The sequence below is a fragment of the uncultured Piscinibacter sp. genome, assembly GCF_937952055.1.
Classification (GTDB): domain Bacteria; phylum Pseudomonadota; class Gammaproteobacteria; order Burkholderiales; family Burkholderiaceae_C; genus Piscinibacter.
Genome location: NZ_CALFYO010000021.1, coordinates 921474 through 938429, shown reverse-complemented (window position 1 = coordinate 938429; position 16956 = coordinate 921474). Strand labels below are relative to the sequence as shown.

Sequence of the window (16956 nt, the reverse complement as noted above, 5' to 3'; positions counted from 1 at the left end):
AGGACGCTTGACGCAGGACAAGTGGGTCGACGCGGCGGTTGTCAGAACAGCGTGCGTGCGAACAGTTCCAGCGCGCGCGCATGTGCCAGCGCGGCCGAGGGCGCGTGGTAGCTGGCGCGCTCCCAGCAGTTGAAGCCGTGCTCGGCATCGTAGACATGGATTTCGGCGGAGCGGCCGGCGAACGCCGCCTTCACCTTCTCCACCGCCGGCAGCGGGATGTGCGCGTCCTTGGCGCCGTAATGGAACTGGATCGGGCAGCGCACGTCGCCCGCCAGGTCGAGTTGGTCGTGGATGCCGCCGCCGTAGAAGCAGGTGGCAGCGTCGATGTCGGTGGTGGCCGCGGCGACATAGGCCAGTCGCCCGCCCATGCAGTAGCCGAAGGCGCCGACGCGGCCGGTGCACTGCGGCCGCGCTCGCAGGGCGGTCAGGCTGCTGCGGATGTCGGCGGCGAGTTGCTCCGGCCGGGCGGCCTTCATCAGCGCCATCGCCCGTTCGCGGTCGGCGCCCTCGTAGCCCAGCTCGACGCGCGGCGTCTCGCGCCAGAACAGATCGGGTGCGAGCACGACGAAGCCGTCGAGTGCGTACTGCTGCGCGACCGCGCGGATGTGGCGGTTCACGCCGAAGATCTCCTGGAAGAGCAGCAGGCCCGGACCGCGGCCGGCCGGCGGCAGCGCGAGGTAGGCGCCGCAGGTGCCGCCGCCCTCGGCGTCGACGCTGATCCATTCGTCATGCATCGGGTTCTCTCCTTGTCGCTCGAAGGGCTGCACTATAGGGGCCGGTGGGTTCGACGGCGCGGTGCTGCGATGATGCGCGCTCGACCGATCCATCCAACTCGCGCATGAACCCGATCGATCCCCCTTGGCACGCCGAGACCCGCGTGCTGCACGACGACGCAGCGCTCGCCGACGATGCGGCGGTGGTGGCGCCGATCCACTACAGCGCCACCTTCCGCGCGCGCGATGCCGCCGAGTTCGCCGACATGGCGACCCGCGCACGCCACCCGGCCTACTACACGCGCTACGGCAACCCGGTGCACGAGCGCGTCGCCGCCATCCTCGCCGGCCTGGAGGGCACCGAGACCGCGCTGCTCACCGGCTCGGGCATGGGCGCGATCAGCACCACGGTGCTGGCGCTCGTCGCGGCGGGCGACCACGTGGTGGCGCAGACGCGCCACTACATGAGCACTGCCAAGCTGTTCGACGAGGTGCTGCCGCGTTTCGGCGTCGAGGCGACGTTGGTCGAGCAGAGCGACAGCGACGCGCTGCGCGCCGCGATCCGGCCGAATACCCGGCTGATCATGGTGGAGACGCCGGCCAACCCGACGCTGGTGCTGACCGACCTCGCGGCGGTGGTGGCGCTGGCGCGCGAGCGCGGCATCACGACGGTCTGCGACAACACCTTCGCCTCGCCGCTGAACCAGCAACCGCACCGGCTGGGCATCGACATCGTGGTGCACAGCGCCACCAAGATCCTCGGCGGCCACCATGACCTCACGGCCGGGGCGGTGTGCTGTTCGAACGCGCTGGCCGAGCGGATCTGGCGCATGCACATCACGCTGGGCTCGGTGCTCAGCCCGATGGACGCTTGGCTGCTGCTGCGCGGCCTGCGCACGCTGGCCGTGCGGGTGGAGCGCATCAACGCCAACGCACGGCAGCTGGCGCGCTGGCTGGAGGCGCAGCCGCAGGTGGAGCGCGTGCACTACCCGGGGCTGGAGAGCCACCCGCAGCATGCCCTGGCGAAGCGGCAGATGAAGGGTGGCGGGCCGGTGATCGCTTTCGCGGTGAAGGGCGGCTACGAAGCCACCAGCCGCTTCGTCGCGGCGCTCGAACTGCCCACCCATGCGGTCAGCCTCGGCGGAGTGGAGTCGCTGATCGTGCACACCGCGGCGATGTGGTCCGGCACGATGAACGAGGCGCAGATGCGCGCCGCCGGCATCCCGCCCAACTTCGTGCGCTTCTCGGTCGGCCTGGAACATCCGGACGACCTGCAGCGCGATCTCGCCCAGGCCCTCGCCCGTTCGGAGAATGACCGATGAGCAACCCGACCCCCGTCATTCTGATCACCGGCGCCGCCGGCGCGCTCGGCCGCGCGGTGGCGCAGCGCCTGGGAGCCGAAGGCGCCCGCTTGGTGCTGCTCGACCGCGATGCTGCAGTGTTGAAGCAGCTGTTCCCGCAGGCGGCCTTCGCCGAGGCCGTCGACATCACCGACGACGCGGCGGTGGCGGCCACCCTGCAGCGCGCGCTGGCCGCTCTCGGCCGGCTCGATGCCGCGGTGAACGTGGCCGGCGGCTTCGAGATGGGCGAGACGGTCGATGGGCTCAGCCGCGCCTCGTGGGAGCGCATGATGGCGCTGAACGCGTGGTCGTTCGTCGCGCTCGCCCGGGCCTGCGTGCCGGCGATGAAGGGCCAGGGCAGCGGCAGCCTCGTCGCAGTGAGTGCGGCGGCGGCGGGCGGCGGCCAGGCGCTCAAGGGCGCCTACATCGCCTCCAAGAGCGCGCTGCAGCGCCTGGTGGAGACGCTCGCGGCGGAACTTGCTGGCAGCGGCATTCGCGTCAACAGCGTCGCGCCGACCACCCTGGACACGCCGGCCAACCGCGCCGCCATGCCCGATGCCGACCGCTCGGCGTGGGTGAGCTTGGAGTCGGCGGCGGATGCGATCGCCTTCCTCGCCACGCCCGTCGGCGCAGCGGTGCACGGCCAGCATCTCAGGCTGGGCTGAGCGCCAAGCGCAGCGCCAGCGCGGCGAACACCAGCGCCGCGATGCGGTTCATCGCCAGCTGCGCGCGCGCCGAGCGCCGCAGCCGCTCGCCGATGAAGCCGGCGGCCCAGGCGATGCTGCCGAAGACGAGCAGCGTCGAGAGCATGAAGACGGCGCCGAGCAGCAGGACCTGCAGCGTCGGCGAACCGCGCGCCGGGTCGGTGAACTGCGGCAGGAAGGCGAGGAAGAAGATCGTCACCTTGGGGTTGGTGACGTTCATCACGATGCCGCGCGCGTAGAGCTGGCGTGCGCCGAGCGCGGGCGGGCCGCTGCCGTCCAGCGGCATCGGCGGGGCGCGCAGGGTCATCCATGCGAGGTAGAGCAGGTAGGCCGCGCCTGCCGCCTTCAGCAGCGTGAAGGCCAGCGGCGAGGTCTTGAAGATCGCCGCCACGCCCAGCGCCACCGCGGCGGTGTGCACCAGCAGCCCGGTGCACAGCCCGAGCGTGACCAGCAGACCCGCGACGCGGCCGTGCAGCGCCGATTGCGTCAGCACGAACAGATTGTCCGGCCCCGGCGCGAGGCCGAGCGCCACCGAGGCGACGAAGAACAGGCCGAGCGTCTCGGCGGGCAGCAGCACCACGCCGTCAGCGCAGCAGCTCGGCGATGGCGCGGCCGACGTCCGCGGTGCCGGCGGTGCCACCAATGTCGCGTGTCTTCGGCGCGTGCGGATCCGCGAGCAGCTTCTCGATCGCGGCCAGCACCTCGGCGGCCGCCTCGGCATGGCCGAGGTGCTCCAGCATCATGCCGCCCGACCAGATCATGCCGATCGGGTTGGCAATGAATTTCCCGGCGATGTCAGGCGCCGAACCGTGCACCGGCTCGAACAGCGAAGGGAACCTGCGGTCCGGGTTGATGTTCGCGCTCGGCGCGATGCCGATCGTGCCGGTGCAGGCCGGACCGAGGTCGGAGAGGATGTCGCCGAACAGGTTGCTCGCCACCACCACGTCGAACCAGTCGGGATGCAGCACGAAGTTCGCAGTGAGGATGTCGATGTGGTACTTGTCGACCTTCACGCCCGGGTAGCTCGCCGCCATCGCGGCGACGCGCTCGTCCCAGTAGGGCATGGTGATGGCGATGCCGTTGCTCTTGGTCGCCGAGGTGAGGTGCTTCTTCGGCCGCCTGCTCGCCAGCTCGAACGCATAGCGCAGCACCCGGTCGACGCCGGTGCGCGTCATCACCGTCTCCTGGATCACCACCTCGCGATCCGTGCCCTCGAACATGCGGCCGCCGACGCTGGAGTATTCACCTTCGGTGTTCTCGCGCACCACGTAGAAGTCGATCTCGCCCGGCTGGCGCGCGCGGCCGCTGCGGTCGACCAGCGGCGAGGGGATGCCGGGCATCAGCCGGCATGGGCGCAGGTTGACGTACTGGTCGAAGTCGCGGCGGAACTTCAGCAGCGAGCCCCACAGCGAGACATGGTCGGGCACCGTCGCCGGCCAGCCGATCGCGCCGAAGTAGATGGCGTCCATCGCGACGAGTTGGTCGAACCAGTCGTCCGGCATCATCTTCCCGTGCTTCGCGTACCAGTCGCAGCTGGCCCAGTCGATGTGCGTCCACTCGAAGCGGATGCCGTGGCGCGCGCCGACGGCCTCGAGCGTGCGCAGGCCCTCCGGCATCACTTCCTTGCCGATGCCGTCGCCGGGGATCACGGCGATGCGGTAGGTCTTGTCCATGCTTGCTCCTTCAGGGGTGCGATTGTCGGCGCAGCCGAGCCACGTGCAGGGGCGCGGCCTCCACGCCCGCGAGGGCGATGCGCTCGGGCAGATCTTCGCCGCGCAGCCAGGCGGCGCAGAGCTCACCCATCGCCGGCGCGGTCTGGATGCCGTAGCCGCCTTGCGCCGCGGCCCAGAAGAAGCCCGGCGCGAGCGGGTCGAAGCCGGCCACCAGGTCGCCGTCGGGAACGAAGGAGCGCAGGCCGGCCCAGGTGTGGCTGGGGCGGCGGATGTTCAGCGTCGTCATCGCCTCGATGGCGGCGATGCCGGTGGCGATGTCGAGTTCCTCGGGGCGCACGTCGTGCGGCTCGACCGGGTCCGCATTCGCCGGCGAGCCGAGCAGCACGCCGGCATCGGGCTTGAAGTACCAGCCCTCGTCCACGCCGCAGACGCAGGGCCAGCCGGACACGGCCACGTCGGCTGGCGGTGCGAACAGGAAGGCGGCGCGGCGCCGCGGCTGCAGCCCGATGGCAGGCAGGCCGGCGAGCCGCGCCAGCTGGTCGGCCCAGGCGCCGGCCGCATCGACGACGATGGGCGCGCGCCAGCGGTCCGTTGCGCTGCACACGGTCCACGCGCCGTCGCGCCGATCGAGCGCCACGACACGCGCGTCGGTGACGAGCGTCGCGCCGTTCGCCTTCGCCCGGCGCAGGAAGCCCTGGTGCAGTGCGTGCACGTCGATGTCGGCGGCGGCGGGGTCGAGCAGCGCGCCGTCCACCCGCTGCGGCCGCAGCACCGGCACGCGTGCGATCGCCTCTGCCGGCGCGAGGCGACGCAGGTCCGGGGCGTGAGGGCGCAGTTCGGCCTCGGTCAGATCGAGCAGGCCGCGTTGCTCGGGTGTGCCCACGTACATCGCGCCGCGCGGGGCGATCAGCGGCGTGTCGCCGAAGCCGGGCGGCGGCGCAGCGTAGAAGGCGCGGCTCGCGCGGGTGAGGGCGCGGATCGTCGGCGTGCCGTAGCTCTCCATGAACATCGCCGCCGAGCGGCCGGTGCTGTGGTAGCCCGGCTGCGCCTCGGCCTCGAGCAGCACGACACGGTGCGTCGCGGAGAGAAAGAACGCGATCGAGGCACCGGCGATGCCGGCGCCGACGATGATCACCTCGGTGTCGTGGGCCATGCCGCCATCGTAGCCGTGGCTGGCAGAATTGCGGCCCGATGAGCAAGGCCTTCACCAAGGAAAACGACGGCGACGACGACGACGACATCGCGCTGCCGGCGCTGCCGCAGGGCACGAAGAACTACGTCACTCCGCAGGGCTACGCGCGTCTGCGCGCCGAACTGATGAGCCTGCTCGACGACGAGCGGCCCAAGGTGGTGGAGGTGGTCTCGTGGGCAGCCAAGAACGGCGACCGCTCCGAGAACGGCGACTACCTGTACGGCAAGAAGCGTCTGCGCGAGATCGACCGCCGCATCCGCTTCCTCACCAAGCGGCTGGACATCGCCGAGGTGGTCGATCCTTCCGCCCACCACGGCCACGACCAGGTCTTCTTCGGTGCCACGGTCACCTACGCGAACCCGAAGGGCGAGGAACGAACGATCACCATCAAGGGCATCGACGAGGCCGACAGCGCGAAGGGCGAGGTGAGCTGGATCGCGCCGATCGCCCGTGCGCTGCTCAAGGCGCGTGTCGGCGACGAGGTGACGCTGCAGACGCCGGGGGGGCTGGAGAGGATCGAAGTGCTCGACGTCAGCTATCCCGCTCCAGCGTCCTCGTGAGTCAAGCTGGAGCCCCCTCGCGGAGGGGGCTCGGGGGAGCGGTGTGGTCGGGGCGGAGCCCTGAGCCGCAGGCTCAGGGCTTCACGCGCGCAACGCGCAGCACCGGCGCCGTGCGCTTGAGTGTGCGCATCACGTCGGCCAGGTGCAGGCGATCGCGCACCGACAGCAGCAGGCGCAGCTCGCTGGTCTGAGCGGCGCGCTCGTCGCCCATGTCGATGTGGGTGATGTCGGCCTCGGCGGACGCCACTGCAGAGGCCACCTCGGCGAGCACACCCTTGCCGTTCTTCAGCAGCACGGTGATCGCGGTCTCGAACGGCCGCACCGGCTGCTCGGCCCACTCCACCGTCATCCAGCGCTCGCTGTCGCGCTCGAACAGCCGCTTGCCGACGCTGCAGTCGGCGGTATGCACCGTCAGGCCCTCGCCGCGGCCGAGGTAGCCGACGATCGCGTCGCCGGGAATCGGCCGGCAGCATGGCGCGAGCTGCACCGAGGCGCCCTCGCTGCCGTCGATCAGCACCATGCCCTGCAACGGCTCGGTGTCGTCGCTGGCATAACGGCCCATGGTGAGCGTGAGCGCGTCGGGGCGCTTGCCGTCCTCGGCAAGCAGCCGCGCAATGCGCTTGGCGACGATGCTGGCGATCTTGCGGCCCAGGCCGATGTCGGTGAGCAGCTCGGCGCGATTGCGGTTGCCGCTCCAGCGCGTGACCTGCTGCCACAGCGGGGCGTTCTCCTCGCGCTCGTCCGGCAGTTGCATGCCTTCGGCGCGCAGCGCCTGCGCGAGCATCTTCTCGCCCAGGTCCTGCGACTCCTCCTGCTCCATCGTCTTCAGGTAGTGGCGGATCTTCGAGCGCGCCCGGCCGGTGCGCACGAAGTTCAGCCAGGCGGGGTTCGGCCGCGCATTGGGCGCGCTGACGATCTCGACCACGTCGCCGCTGCGCAGCTCGGTGCGCAGCGCCACCGGCTCGCCGTTGACCTTGGCGGCGACGCAGTGGTCACCGACGTCGGAGTGGATCGCGTAGGCGAAGTCCACCGGCGTGGCGCCGCGCGGCAGCGCGAGGATCTTCGACTTCGGCGTGAAGACGTAGACCGAGTCGGGGAACAGGTCGATCTTCACGTGCTCGAGGAACTCGCTGGCGTCGCGCGTCTCGTCCTGGATGTCGAGCAGGGACTGCAGCCACATCGCGCCGAGGCGCTGCGCGTCCTGCGCATGGTTGCCGCCGGCGCCCTTTGACTTGTACATCCAGTGGGCGGCGATGCCCTTCTCGGCCACCGCATGCATCTGCTCGGTGCGGATCTGGAACTCCACCGCCGTACCCAGCGGGCTGACCAGCGTGGTGTGCAGCGACTGGTAGCCGTTCGCCTTCGGGATGGCGATGTAGTCCTTGAAGCGGCCGGGCATCGGCTTGTAGAGCTGGTGCAGCACGCCCAGCGCCATGTAGCACTCCATCAGCGTGCCCACGACGATGCGGAAGCCGAAGATGTCGTTGACCTGCGCGAAGCTGAGGTGCTTCTCGGTCATCTTCCTGTAGATCGAGAACAGCGTCTTCTCGCGGCCGAACACCTGCGCCGGCAGCTTGGACTGGGCGAACGCCTTCTCGACCTCGCGCTGGATGCGCTCGACCACGTCGCGTCGGTAGCCGCGCGCCTTCTGCACCGCCTTGGACAGCGCCGCGTGGCGCCACGGCCGCAGGTGCTGGAACGACAGTTCCTGCAGCTCGCGGTAGGTCTGGTTCAGCCCGAGGCGGTGGGCGATGGGCGCGTAGATGTCCAGCGTCTCGCCGGCGATGCGCACGCGCTTGGACGCGGCCATCGCCTCCATGGTGCGCATGTTGTGCAGCCGGTCGGCCAGCTTGATGAGGATGACGCGCACGTCGCGCGCCATCGCCAGCAGCATCTTGCGGAAGGACTCTGCCTGCGATTCCTCGCGCGTGGAGAAGCGCAGCTTGTCCAGCTTGGTGAGGCCGTCGACCAGGTCGGCGGTAGGCGCCCCGAAGCGTTCGATCAGCTCGCTCTTCGGGATGCCGCAATCCTCCATCGCGTCGTGCATCAGCGCGGCCATGATCGCCTGTGCATCGAGCTTCCACTCGGCACACAGACCGGCCACCGCGATGGGATGGGTGATGTAGGGCTCGCCGCTGGCGCGGAACTGGCCGAGATGGGCCTCGTCAGCGAAGCGGTAGGCCTCGCGCACGCGCTTGATCTCGGCGGCGTCGAGGTAATCCAGTTTGGAAGTCAGCGCGGCGAAGGACGCGGCGGCGGCGTCGGCCGTGACCTGCTTCGCCGGGGCGCTGCTGCGCCGGCTCGACGGGGCCGTCGAGTCGCGCAATGCATCGGAGGAGCGGGCGCCCATGCCGCGAATTTAGCAGGCCGGGACAGGGCCTGCCGGGAGAAGTCCGAGAAGGCTCAGCCGAGCGCCGGGGCGCACCCCGTCGGCCGAGCACCCGCCTGGCGGGTGGCAGCACGCCTTCGTGCCGCCGGGGGCTCCGTCAGACGGGGACCTTGCGCAGCATCTCCAGGCCGACTTCGCCGGCGGCGATCTCGCGCAGCGCGGTCACGCCGGGCTTGTTCTTCGTCTCGATCTTCGGGGCGTGGCCCTGGCTGAGCATGCGCGCGCGGTAGGTCGCCGCCAGCACGAGCTGGAAGCGATTGGGAATCTTCTGCAGGCAGTCTTCGACGGTGATGCGGGCCATGCGGGTGCTCCGGGGGAAATCGACACTCAGATCAGGTTCAGCGCGGCGAAGACCTGGGACTTGTTGCGGCGCTGGGCAGCGTACTTGAGACGCTGCGAGTGGACGACGGTCTTCAGATCGAACAGCGCCGTCTCGAACAGGGCGTTGATTATAACGAAGTCGAAGTGCCGGGCCTGCGCCACCTCCACGCGGGCATTGGCCATGCGCGTGTCGATCACCTCGGCGCCGTCCTCGCCGCGGCGCATCAGTCGCTGGCGCAGTTCCTCCCAGCTCGGCGGCAGGATGAAGATCAGCACGGCGTAGGGGAACAGCTTCTTGATCTGCAGCGCACCCTGCCAGTCGATCTCCAGCACCACGTCCTGGCCGCCGGCGATGCGCGACTCGATCGCCTCGCGCGAGGTGCCGTAGAGGTTGCCGTGCACCTCGGCCCACTCGAAGAAGTCACCCGCGGCGATCTTGGCGCGGAACTCCGGTTCGCTGATGAAGTGGTACTCGCGTCCCTGCTGCTCCTGGCCACGCGGCGCGCGCGTGGTGTGCGATACCGACACGGCGAGGTGCGAGTCGAGCTCGAGCAGAGCCTTGACCAGGCTGGACTTGCCCGCCCCGCTGGGGGCGGCGACGACGAAGAGGTTGCCGGGGTAGTCCATGGCGCGCTCGCAGTTCAGGGGCAGCCCGAAGTATCGCCGCAGCCGGCCGCCGGTTCAGCCCGCCGAGGGCGAGAGCTGCGCAGGATCGAGGTAGCGTTGGCGGAATTCCTCGAACGGCATGCGGTCCGCTGACTCAGCCGCCTTCTGGGCTTCGAGCGACGCGGCCGCCATCGCGCGGTAGCGCGCATGGACCTGCGTCGGCCACGGCTCGGCCAGCAGCTCGCGCTTCACCGCGGCGGAACGCGCGCGGACGAACTGGATGTAGGAGCCGTCGAAGTCGCGCGCCATGGTGTCGAGCACGCGCGCCGAGGGCAGCAAGCGGGTGTCGCGCAGGGCCGCGCCAGCCGCCGCCACGGCGTCGCAGTGGCGCGAACCGCCGCGGGCCTCGTCGAGCGCACTGGCGATTGGCGCACACTCCTCGAGGAGTTCGGCCGCCCATTCGGCCAGCACGATCTCGCCGCCGCCGCGCTCCAGCCTCAGGCCGGGCTCGCGGCCGAACGCCGCGGTGCGCTCCTGGTTGCGCGCCAGGACAGCCACTTCGTCCGGCGTGTCGTCGGCGCTCGGCGTTGTCAGGCAGTGCAACAGGAACACGTCCAGGAACGCGATCGTCGACGCTCCGATGCCGAGCGTCTCGAACGGGTCGAGATCGAGGCAGCGTACCTCGATGTATTCGACTCCGCGCGAGCGCAGCGCATGCAGCGGCCGTTCGCCGGGCTGAATGACGCGCTTGGGGCGGATCGTGCTGTAGAACTCGTTCTCGATCTGCAGCAGGGTCGTGGCAAGTTGGTTGTACTCGCCGCCCGGGTTGTGCACGCCGACCGCCTCGTAGGCCGGATGGGCCTGCGTCAGCGCGCCGTGCAGCGAATCGGCATAGCTGTCCAGGCTGTTGTAGCTGACGGCCAGCGTGGCCTGCGCATCACTCTGGTATCCCAGGCGGCCCATGCGCAGCGAGGTGGCGTGGGGCAGCCCGAGCGTGCTGCCGGCCAGGCGCTGCAGCGCGTGCGGCCGGCCGGCCACGAAGCTCGAGCACAACGCCGGCGAGGCGCCGAACAGCAGCATCAGCAGGAAGACATGGCGCCTGAAGTTGCGGATCAGAGCGAAGTAGTCTTCGCTGGACAGCCCCGGCATCGACCAGTTGTAGTGGATGCCGGAGATGGTCTGCATGCGCCGGCCATAGCGGTGGCCCAGGCCCATGCGGTAGACGCTCTTGGCGCGGCCGATGTTGGAGCTGCCGTAGCGGCCGATGGGAATCGTCTCGTCCGGCGGCAGGCCGCAGGGCATGCTCGACACCCAGAGCAGCTCGTCGCCGATGGCACGCGCCACGGCGGCATGGATCTGCCGCAGTTCGGCCAGGCAGCCGGTGATGTCCCGGTGCACACCGGTGATCAGCTCGAGCTGCGACTCGCTGAAGTCGGTGGTGATGTGCGGGTGCGTCAGGGCCGAGCCGAGGGCGGCCGGATGCGGCGTGAGGGCGAGCGAGCCATCGCCGTTGACGCGCAGGCTCTCCTTCTCGATGCCGCGCTTCAGTCCGGTCAGTGCGCCCGCAGGCAGCGCGGCGACGCGCTGGGCGATGAGGTGGGCGTGGGATCCCATCGAGTCCTTGGTGTTGTCGTGTCGATCGCGGCACAGCCGGGCTGCGCGATCATAGGCACGACTGCATCCCGCTGGATGTGCGGGGATACTCCCATGCACTCGGTCCGCGCCGCTCGAGCGCCCTCCGCAAGGCCTCACTCGATGTGCTGCACCTGCATTTCAAGCACGAAGCTGAATGCCTGTCGTGTCTCTGCATCCTGGTTGCGTTGCGCCGATTCCCCCACAACGAACCTCACCTGTCGCGCGTGATGTGGCAGATGGCCGCGACGCAGTGGGAGGTGTCGGCCCCAAGTTCACGCACGTGGCCGATCTGCATCGGGGGCGCGGGCTGGTGGACACCCCGAAAGAGATCGTCGACTCGGCGCCGCGCAACGAGTCGAGAACGACGCAGGCGGTCCTCAGGGCCAGTGGCTTGCGTGCCAGGTCCCACGAAGGCGGAGCCACCCCTGCCCCAGCCCTGGTCCGTCAGGCCAACCTGAGCTACAGACAGGGTTGCGCCGAGGTGAACAACACCGCGCTCGACCTGTACCACGTGCCCAAGGGCAGCCCGGAGCCGTTCGTCACCTGCGATCTGGCGCTCGTCCTCGACTGGGAGAACTGGAGGAAGCATCTCCGCCGCGCGGTCGCGCCGAGCCGGTCGCTCGGCCAAGCATTTGGCGCCGACTGCCGGATCCATCTCCATCAAGCCACAGGCTCTCGGGGGAGGGACAAAGTCCGATCGACTGGACCCTGCAGGTGCGGTAAAAGGTCGTGGGCCTTTTGGTCGAAGGGTGTCTTTCCTGAACACCGAACAGGGCCGCTGCAGCGGCAAACAGAGTGCGAGATGGTCCTGACCGACGTGCGATGCAGATGTCTGTTCGACGGGGACCCCCGATAGCCGGCCCGCTTTCGGTCTCCTGGGGCAGGCGGTGGGATCGCGCGCCTGCAATCCTCGCGGGAGTGAATGGCTCTTTCGTTCGATCGAGTGGAACGACCGGCGCATTCCGGGCGCCGGGGCGCGGCTGTGCTGTCGGTCCATGGGCAAGAAGGGCACCGTCGTCCAGCACAAGCTCAGCCATGTCAGGCTAGGAAACATTCCATGTGCAAGCCGCCCTTGATCCGTCCTTCATCGCTGGCCGCGGCCTTGCTGGCGTCGGTCGGTCCGTTCCAACCCGCGCTGGCACAGTCGCCCGCTCCGGCTCAGTCACTGCTGGACGCTGACGTCGTGCTCAACGTCGGAGCCTTCGTCCTGAGCACGGATCTCAATGCACGGCTCAACGGACGGTCGACGGTCAACCCCGATGTGGATTTCGACGAGACCTTTGGCGGCGACGGCAACGCCACGCGCGTGCGGGCCGATGCGCTCTGGCGCATTACGCGACAGCATCACTTGCGCCTGCTGTACTTCGACGACACCCGCACTTCCTCGCGCGTGCTAGATGAGCAGGTGCAATGGGGCGACTACACCTTCCAGGTGGGCGGACGGACCGAATTGCAGAGCAGGCTGACCATCGGCGAACTGGCCTACGAGTACGGATTCATTCATCGGCCGGGATTCGAGTTGGCCGGCAGCTTGGGCATTCACCTCACGAAGATTCATCTGGGCCTGTCGGGTGAGGCGACAGTGACCGATGCGGATGGCAACGTCGGTCAGGCTGCGCTGGCGACGACGGCCAGTGACTTGTCGGCGCCGCTGCCGGTGATCGGCCTGCGCGCGGCCTGGGTCGTATCGCCAAGCTGGGTGGTCGATGCGCAGGGACAATTCTTCAAGGTGAGGGTGAACGGATACGACGGTACCGTGTCCGACCTGCGCCTCGGCGCAACGTGGATGTACAACCGGCACTTTGGCGTCGGCGCCGGCTACAACCGTTTCTCCACCAAGGTTGACGTGTCGCGCGAGGCGTTCAACGGCCGGTTGCGCATGGGCTATTCCGGCCTCCTGGTGCACCTCACAGGGGTCTTCTGAGGCGCGTGGCAGAAAGGCGTGGGCAAGCCCGCCGGCCAGTTGCAGCATCGCCGTGATCCCGCTGCGTGGTGGCGCTGCGCGGGCCCCTGCAAATGGCGCTGCGACCTTCCTGCAGTCGCCCACGGTCCCTGTCGGCGTCGTCACAGCGTCGGCTTGAACCGATTGCAGCGCGGTTCGCTGCGACGTCCTGAAGCGGACCGGGACCCGTTGCCCTGACCGGGCAACGGTCGGCTTGCTTCCGGCGACCCGATGCGACCCCGTGGAACCCTATTCGATGTTCTGCACCTGCTCGCGCAATTGTTCGATGGCGACCTTCATCTCCACCGACACGTTGGTCAGCTCGAGCGAGGCCGCCTTGGAGGCCAGCGTGTTCGCCTCGCGCAGCAGTTCCTGGATGAGGAAGTCGAGCCGCTTGCCGACCTCGCCGCCGGCCCTGAGCAGGCGCTCGATCTCGTCGAGGTGCGCGCGCAGCCGTGACAGTTCCTCGGCCACGTCGATGCGGATCGCGTAGGCCGCTGCTTCATTGAGGGCGCGCTCCTGAAGCGCTTCGCGCGGCACGGTCTGGCCGGCGCCGGCAGCGTCGAGCGCCTCCTGCCAGCGTTCGAGGAAGCGCTGCTGCTGGCGCTGCACGACCGCAGGCACCAGCGGCTCGGCCTGCGCGGCAAGTTCGCGCAGGCGCTTGACGCGCTCCATCAGGATGGCGACCAGCTTGTCGCCTTCACGTGCGCGCGCCTCGCGCAGGCTGGCGATGCAGCGCTTGGCGGCTTCGAGCGCGGCCTCGTCAAGGCGCTGGGCGCCGGCTCCGCTCTTGCACCACTGCAGGATCTCGTGCACCGTCAGACCCCGGGCCTTCGGCATCCAGCCCTGCACCGTGCTCTCCAGTCGCGCGAGCCGGTTGAGCTGTTCGGGTTGCGGCTGCGGCCAGGCGGCGTCGGACTCGCTGTGCGCATTGAGCCGCAGTTCGATCTTGCCGCGGCGGAATGCGGCACCGACGAGGTCGCGCAGTGCGGGTTCGAGGGCGCGGAACTCGTCCGGCAGTCGCAGCACCAGGTCCAGGAAGCGGCTGTTCACCGATCGGAGCTCGACCGATACCGAGCCGGCGGCCGAAGAGGCGGTCCGGGGCGTGCCAGTTTCCGCACTTCCGGCTGCATCGCCAGGGGCGCTGGAGCCCGCCGTGGCACTGGCGTAGCCGGTCATGCTGTAGACTGCCATTCGCCCTTTTCCCCTCGAAAAACGCGATTATGTCAAAGCCCAAACCCGCACCTTTGCCATCCGGCACGGTGGTGGGCGGCTATCAGGTCATCAAGAAGCTGGCGGCCGGTGGTTTCGGCGTCGTCTACCTGGCCGAAGACAGCGATCGACACTTGGTGGCCCTCAAGGAGTACTTGCCGTCGTCGCTGGCGGAACGCTCGCCCGGCGAGCTGACGCCGCGCGTCAAGCCCGAGAAGCAGCCGCTGTACCGCCTGGGCCTGAAGAGCTTCTTCGAGGAAGGCCGCTCGCTCGCGCAGATCAGTCATCCGAGCGTCGTCTCGGTGCTCAACTTCTTCCGCGAGAACGAGACCGTCTACATGGTGATGAACTACCTGCAGGGCGACACCCTGCAGGACTTCATCGTGACGGCACGCGACCTCAAGCGTGACAAGGTCTTTCGCGAGTCGACCATCCGCTCGCTGTTCGACGAGATCCTGCGCGGCCTGCGCATCGTGCACCAGCACAAGATGCTGCACCTCGACATCAAGCCGGCGAACATCTTCATCACCAACGACAACAAGGCGGTGCTGCTGGACTTCGGCGCGGCGCGCGAGGTGCTGAGCAAGGAAGGCAACTTCATCCGCCCGATGTACACGCCCGGCTTCGCGGCGCCGGAGATGTACCGCCGCGACGGCACGCTCGGCCCCTGGACCGACATCTACGCGATCGGCGCCTGCATCTACGCCTGCATGCAGGGCTACCCGCCCAACGACGCGCCGCAGCGCATCGAGAAGGACCGCCTGGCGCTCAGCCTCTCGCGCCTGCGCAACGTATATTCCGACAACCTGATCGAGGTGACGGAGTGGTGCATGTCGCTCGATCCGTTGTCGCGACCGCAGAGCGTGTTCGCGCTGCAGAAGGAACTGGCCCGCGAGACCGAGCGCCGCTACACCAAGCTCAGCTTCAGCGAGCGCCTGAAGTTGCAGATCGAAAATCTCACCACGGGCGCGAAAGCCTGAATTCGAGGCCCTGATGCGTTTCTCGGTGTACCAGGTCAGCCGCAAGGGTGGCCGCGAGAAGAACGAAGACCGCATGGGCTACTGCTACACGCGGGATGCCGGACTCTTCGCGCTGGCCGACGGCATGGGGGGGCATCCGGAGGGAGAAGTGGCCTCGCAGCTCGCGTTGCAGACGCTGGCGGCGATGTTCCAGCGCGATTCCAAGCCGACGCTGCCCGACCCGATGCGCTTCCTCAACGAGGCCATCATCGCCGGCCATCATCAGCTGCTTCGCTATGCCACACAGAAGGCGCTGATCGACACGCCGCGCACCACCGTCGTGGCCTGCCTGCTGCAGGGCAACATGGCCTACTGGGCGCATTGCGGCGATTCGCGGCTGTACATGGTGCGCGGCGACAAGCTGATCGCCCGCACGCGCGACCACTCCTATTCCGAGCTGCAGGAGACCATGAGCCAGGTCGTGCCCATGGGCGAGCGCTTCAACCGCAACGTGCTGTTCACCTGCCTGGGCAGCCCCGGCAAGCCGGTGGTCGACACCGTCGGGCCGCTGCTGCTGCAATCCGGCGACCGCCTGCTGCTGTGCAGCGACGGCCTGTGGGGCACCGTGTCGGATGCCGAGATCACCGATCAGCTCTCGCGCAACGCCATTTCCGACGCCGTGCCCGAGCTCGTCGAGCAGGCGCTGCGCAACGGCGGAGCGAAGAGCGACAACGTCTCGGTGCTCGCCGTCGAGTGGGAGGCCGCCGAGGACAGCGACAGCGGCCTGGGCATCTCGACCCAGTCGCTCGGCGAGGAGGTGTTCGCCTCGACCATCCAGGCCAGCGTGATGGGCACCGACGCGCCCGACGAGCTGGACGATGCGGAGATCGAGCGCTCGATCCGCGAGATCAACGAGGCGATCCGCCGCTCCTCGCAGAAGAAGGGCTGAGCCGTTCGGCCGCTGCGACAATCGCAGCATGACTTCCTTTCTCCGCACCCATGGCCGCGCTGCAGATGCGCTGCGGCCCGTCGCCATCACCCGCCACTACACGCGCCACGCCGAGGGCTCGGTGCTCGTCGCCTTCGGCGACACGAAGGTGCTGTGCACCGCCTCGGTCGAGGAGAAGGTGCCGCCGCACAAGCGCGGCTCCGGCGAGGGCTGGGTCACCGCCGAGTACGGCATGCTGCCGCGCGCCACCCACACCCGCAGCGACCGCGAGGCTGCCAAGGGCAAGCAGAGCGGCCGCACGCAGGAGATCCAGCGCCTGATCGGCCGCTCGATGCGCAGCGTGTTCGACCTGCAGGCGCTGGGCGAGCGCACCATCTCGCTGGACTGCGACGTGCTGCAGGCCGATGGTGGCACGCGCACCGCGGCGATCACCGGCGCCTTCGTCGCCGCGCACGATGCGGTGAGCTGGCTGCTCGGGCAGGGGAAGATCCCGGCCTCGCCGATCCGCAGCTTCGTCGCCGCGGTGTCGGTGGGCATCGTCGAGGGCATGCCGCTGCTCGACCTCGAGTACGTCGAGGACGCGGCCTGCGACACCGACATGAACGTGGTGATGACCGCCGAGGGCGGCTACGTCGAGGTGCAGGGCACGGCCGAAGGCGTGCCGTTCACGCATGCCGAGATGGCGAAGCTGCTGGCGCTGGCCGACAAGGGCATCCGCGAACTGGTGCTGGCGCAGAAGGCGGCGCTGGAGGTCTGAGGCG

The 16956-nt window shown here is 69.1% G+C and carries 16 protein-coding genes; 7 read left to right on the top strand and 9 right to left on the bottom strand.

The window, feature by feature from the left end:
* Positions 1 to 41: 41 nt before the first annotated feature.
* A complete protein-coding gene (locus Q0599_RS18660) occupies positions 42 to 734 on the bottom strand; it encodes a dienelactone hydrolase family protein (protein ID WP_298832601.1) in 693 nt (230 codons plus the stop codon).
* A 104-nt stretch (positions 735 to 838) separates the two neighbouring features.
* Here Q0599_RS18660 and Q0599_RS18655 point away from each other — a divergent pair, with 104 nt between their 5' ends.
* Positions 839 to 2035: an aminotransferase class I/II-fold pyridoxal phosphate-dependent enzyme gene (locus Q0599_RS18655; protein ID WP_298832596.1), complete on the top strand. Its 1197-nt coding sequence runs from the start codon at positions 839 to 841 to the stop codon at positions 2033 to 2035.
* A complete protein-coding gene (locus tag Q0599_RS18650; RefSeq protein ID WP_298832594.1) occupies positions 2032 to 2718 on the top strand; it encodes an SDR family NAD(P)-dependent oxidoreductase in 687 nt (228 codons plus the stop codon). Before Q0599_RS18655 ends, Q0599_RS18650 begins: the two co-directional genes overlap by 4 nt.
* Here the strand turns inward: Q0599_RS18650 and Q0599_RS18645 are convergent.
* From Q0599_RS18645 to Q0599_RS18635, 3 genes are read right to left on the bottom strand one after another with little or no spacing between them, the layout of a single operon-like run.
* Positions 2705 to 3331, bottom strand: a complete 627-nt coding sequence (locus Q0599_RS18645; protein ID WP_298832793.1) for a LysE family translocator — start codon at positions 3329 to 3331, stop codon at positions 2705 to 2707. The two genes, Q0599_RS18650 and Q0599_RS18645, sit on opposite strands and share 14 nt — an antisense overlap.
* 10 nt (positions 3332 to 3341) lie before the next feature.
* A complete protein-coding gene (locus Q0599_RS18640; protein WP_298832591.1) occupies positions 3342 to 4430 on the bottom strand; it encodes a tartrate dehydrogenase in 1089 nt (362 codons plus the stop codon).
* 10 nt (positions 4431 to 4440) lie between these two features.
* Positions 4441 to 5583, bottom strand: a complete 1143-nt coding sequence (locus Q0599_RS18635; protein ID WP_298832588.1) for an FAD-binding oxidoreductase — start codon at positions 5581 to 5583, stop codon at positions 4441 to 4443.
* Between the two features lie 38 nt (positions 5584 to 5621).
* On the opposite strand from Q0599_RS18635, the gene greB reads away from it, so the two are divergent.
* Complete coding sequence (greB, locus tag Q0599_RS18630) at positions 5622 to 6182, top strand: transcription elongation factor GreB (protein WP_298832586.1); 561 nt, start codon at positions 5622 to 5624, stop codon at positions 6180 to 6182.
* A 73-nt stretch (positions 6183 to 6255) separates the two neighbouring features.
* Here greB and Q0599_RS18625 read toward each other — a convergent pair whose 3' ends face one another.
* The 4 genes from Q0599_RS18625 to gshA form a co-directional block, all read right to left on the bottom strand.
* Positions 6256 to 8532 carry a bifunctional (p)ppGpp synthetase/guanosine-3',5'-bis(diphosphate) 3'-pyrophosphohydrolase gene (locus Q0599_RS18625; RefSeq protein ID WP_298832583.1) on the bottom strand — a complete coding sequence of 759 codons (2277 nt, stop codon included), beginning with the start codon at positions 8530 to 8532 and terminating at the stop codon, positions 6256 to 6258.
* A gap of 136 nt (positions 8533 to 8668) precedes the next feature.
* Entirely contained in the window at positions 8669 to 8872 is a 204-nt protein-coding gene (rpoZ, locus tag Q0599_RS18620; RefSeq protein ID WP_298832581.1) for a DNA-directed RNA polymerase subunit omega, read from the bottom strand.
* Positions 8873 to 8898: 26 nt separating this feature from the next.
* Positions 8899 to 9519, bottom strand: coding sequence for a guanylate kinase (gene gmk / locus Q0599_RS18615; RefSeq protein ID WP_298832578.1), 621 nt, complete (start codon positions 9517 to 9519; stop codon positions 8899 to 8901).
* Positions 9520 to 9573: 54 nt separating this feature from the next.
* Positions 9574 to 11112, bottom strand: a complete 1539-nt coding sequence (gene gshA / locus Q0599_RS18610; RefSeq protein WP_298832575.1) for a glutamate--cysteine ligase — start codon at positions 11110 to 11112, stop codon at positions 9574 to 9576.
* Positions 11113 to 12190: 1078 nt separating this feature from the next.
* Here gshA and Q0599_RS18605 point away from each other — a divergent pair.
* Positions 12191 to 13057, top strand: coding sequence for a hypothetical protein (locus Q0599_RS18605; protein ID WP_298832572.1), 867 nt, complete (start codon positions 12191 to 12193; stop codon positions 13055 to 13057).
* 267 nt (positions 13058 to 13324) lie between these two features.
* Here the strand turns inward: Q0599_RS18605 and Q0599_RS18600 are convergent, their stop codons facing one another.
* Positions 13325 to 14269 (bottom strand): YicC/YloC family endoribonuclease, encoded by a 945-nt coding sequence (locus Q0599_RS18600; RefSeq protein WP_298832570.1) that lies wholly within the window; start codon positions 14267 to 14269, stop codon positions 13325 to 13327.
* A 29-nt stretch (positions 14270 to 14298) separates the two neighbouring features.
* Here Q0599_RS18600 and Q0599_RS18595 point away from each other — a divergent pair, with 29 nt between their 5' ends.
* From Q0599_RS18595 to rph, 3 genes are read left to right on the top strand one after another with little or no spacing between them, the layout of a single operon-like run.
* Complete coding sequence (locus Q0599_RS18595; protein ID WP_298832565.1) at positions 14299 to 15267, top strand: serine/threonine-protein kinase; 969 nt, start codon at positions 14299 to 14301, stop codon at positions 15265 to 15267.
* A gap of 13 nt (positions 15268 to 15280) precedes the next feature.
* Positions 15281 to 16195: a PP2C family serine/threonine-protein phosphatase gene (locus tag Q0599_RS18590; protein WP_298832561.1), complete on the top strand. Its 915-nt coding sequence runs from the start codon at positions 15281 to 15283 to the stop codon at positions 16193 to 16195.
* A gap of 28 nt (positions 16196 to 16223) precedes the next feature.
* On the top strand, positions 16224 to 16952 hold the full coding sequence (gene rph, locus Q0599_RS18585) for a ribonuclease PH (RefSeq protein ID WP_298832558.1): 729 nt from the start codon (positions 16224 to 16226) through the stop codon (positions 16950 to 16952).
* Positions 16953 to 16956 lie beyond the last annotated feature (4 nt).